This window comes from Mesorhizobium sp. M1E.F.Ca.ET.041.01.1.1, assembly GCF_003997355.1.
GTDB lineage: Bacteria > Pseudomonadota > Alphaproteobacteria > Rhizobiales > Rhizobiaceae > Mesorhizobium.
On sequence record NZ_RZSL01000706.1, the window covers coordinates 1 to 2,704 of the forward strand.

Here is a 2,704-nt window from a genome sequence, read left to right on the forward strand (position 1 = left end):
GTGGAGCTCTCGCCAGAGGCGGCGACGCAGCGCGAGGCCGCGCTCAGCGAAAAGCCGAAGAGCCAGACCAAGCGCAAGTCGGAGACGAAGATATGAGCTGGCTTGGCGGCAGCGGTGATGCTTCTTCGCGGCGGTCGGGCACGCTTACGGTGCTCGATGTGGGCTCGAGCAAGGTTTGCTGCGTGGTGGCGAAGTTGAAGCCGCGCGAGGACGGCAAGCTTCTGCGCGGACGCTCGCACCGCATCCAGGTGATCGGCATCGGCCATCAGAAATCGCAAGGCGTGAAGTCTGGCGTCGTGGTCGATCTCGACCGCGCCGAGCATGCCATCCGCCTCGCCGTCGACGCGGCGGAGCGCATGGCGGGGCTCACCGTCGATTCCCTCATCGTCAACATGACGGCCGGCCGGCTGAAGAGCGAAGCCTTCTCGGCAACCATCAATCTCGGCGGCCACCAGGTCGAGGAAGCCGATATCAAGCGCGTGCTCGCTGCCGGCGCCAAGCAGGCGCTGCGTGCCGAGCGCGAGGTGGTCCACTCGCTTCCCGTCGGCTTCTCGCTCGACGTCGAACGCGGCATGCGCGATCCGCGCGGCATGGTCGGCGACGCGCTCGGCGTCGACATGCATGTGCTGACCGGCGACGCCGCGCCAATGCGCAATCTGGAGCTCTGCATCAACCGCTCGCATCTTTCGGTCGAGCGCATGGTGGCGACGCCCTATGCCAGCGGCCTCGCGGCCCTGGTCGACGACGAGCTCGAAATGGGCGCTGCCTGCATCGACATGGGCGGCGGCACCACGACGATCTCCGTGTTCTCGGAAGGCAAGTTCGTGCATGGCGACGCCATCGCCATCGGTGGCAACCATGTGACGCTCGACATGGCCAAGGGCCTGTCGACTTCGCTCGACGCGGCTGAACGGCTGAAGGTGATGCACGGCTCGGCGCTGCCCGGCAGCGCCGACGACCGCGACCTGGTTTCCATCCAGCCGATCGGCGAGGAAGGCGAATTGCCGCTGCAGATCCCGCGCTCGGTGATGACGCGCATCATCCGCGCCCGCATCGACGAGACGCTGGAGCTGTTGCGCGACCGGTTGAACAAGTCGGGCTACGGCAACGCCGTCGGCAAGCGTGTCGTTCTCACCGGCGGCGCCAGCCAGTTGGCGGGCCTGCCGGAGGCAGCGCGCCGCATCCTCGGGCGCAATGTGCGCATCGGCCGCCCGCTCGGCGTGGCGGGTCTGCCGGAAGCGGCCAAGGGGCCGGCGTTCTCGACCCCGGTCGGGCTTATGATCTACCCGCAGATGGCGAGCTTCGAGAGCCATTCGGCGAAAGGACTTTCCGGTTTCAGGATGACCGGAACGGGCGGAAAACTGCATCGCATGAGTCAGTGGTTGAGAGACAGTTTTTAATTTGACGGGGACAGCCCCATAGGCGGCCGCAGCGGCGAGGCGGCGGGAAAGGCAAAGGACGGAGACAATGACCATCAATCTGCAAAAGCCGGACATCACCGAGCTCAAGCCACGCATCACCGTGTTCGGTGTCGGCGGCGGCGGCGGCAATGCCGTCAACAACATGATCACCGCCGGCCTGCGCGGCGTCGAGTTCGTGGTGGCCAACACCGACGCGCAAGCGCTGACGATGTCGAAGGCCGAGCGGCTGATCCAGCTTGGCGCGCATGTCACCGAAGGGCTCGGCGCCGGCTCGCAGCCGGAAGTCGGCCGCGCCGCGGCGGAAGAATGCATCGACGAGATCATCGACCATCTCTCCAACACGCATATGTGCTTCGTCACCGCCGGCATGGGCGGCGGCACGGGTACGGGCGCTGCTCCGGTCGTTGCCCGCGCGGCACGGGAGAAGGGCATCCTCACCGTCGGCGTCGTCACCAAGCCGTTCCATTTCGAAGGCCAGCGCCGCATGAAGACGGCCGACATGGGCATCGAGGAACTGCAGAAATGCGTCGATACGCTGATCGTCATCCCCAACCAGAACCTGTTCCGGCTGGCCAATGACAAGACCACCTTCGCCGATGCCTTTGCGATGGCCGACCAGGTGCTCTACTCCGGCGTTGCCTGCATCACCGACCTGATGGTCAAGGAAGGCCTGATCAACCTCGACTTCGCCGACGTCCGTTCGGTGATGCGCGAGATGGGCAAGGCGATGATGGGCACGGGGGAGGCTTCGGGCGAGGGCCGCGCGATGGCCGCCGCGGAAGCCGCGATCGCCAACCCGCTGCTCGACGAAACCTCGATGAAGGGCGCCAAGGGCCTGCTGATCTCGATCACCGGCGGCCGCGACCTCACCCTGTTCGAGGTGGACGAAGCCGCGACCCGCATCCGCGAGGAGGTCGACCAGGACGCCAACATCATCCTGGGCGCCACCTTCGACGAGGAACTGGAAGGCGTGATCCGCGTCTCGGTGGTCGCCACCGGCATCGACAAGTCGGCGGCCGAAATTGCTGCCGCGCCGATCTCGATCCGCGCGCCGCAGAAGCCGGTCGCTCGTCCCGCGGCGCCTGTTCAGGAAAGCCGTCCCGCGCCGGTTCAACAGCAGACGGTCTACGAGCCGCGCGCGGTCGATCCGGTCGCCGAGGCGATCCAACTTGCCGAGGCGAATGCCGCCGCGATGGCGCAGCCGCGCCCGGCGCCGGTCGACGACTTCCGGCCGCAGAGCAAGATCTTCCAGGCCCCGCCGGCGCAGCCGCAGCCGGTGGTGC

2 protein-coding genes are annotated in these 2,704 nt (G+C 67.0%); both read left to right on the forward strand.

From position 1 onward, the window contains the following. Positions 1-92: 92 nt before the first annotated feature. Positions 93-1,400, forward strand: a complete 1,308-nt coding sequence (gene ftsA / locus EOA38_RS32900) for a cell division protein FtsA (protein WP_126093092.1) — start codon at positions 93-95, stop codon at positions 1,398-1,400. Positions 1,401-1,467: 67 nt separating this feature from the next. Then, a partial coding sequence (gene ftsZ, locus EOA38_RS32905; RefSeq protein WP_127301195.1) for a cell division protein FtsZ occupies positions 1,468-2,704 on the forward strand: 1,237 nt, incomplete at its 3' end.

Excerpts from the sequence above, each read along its gene's own strand:
- ftsA (WP_126093092.1), top strand. The coding sequence starts at position 93 with ATGAGCTGGCTTGGCGGCAGCGGTGATGCTTCTTCGCGGCGGTCGGGC.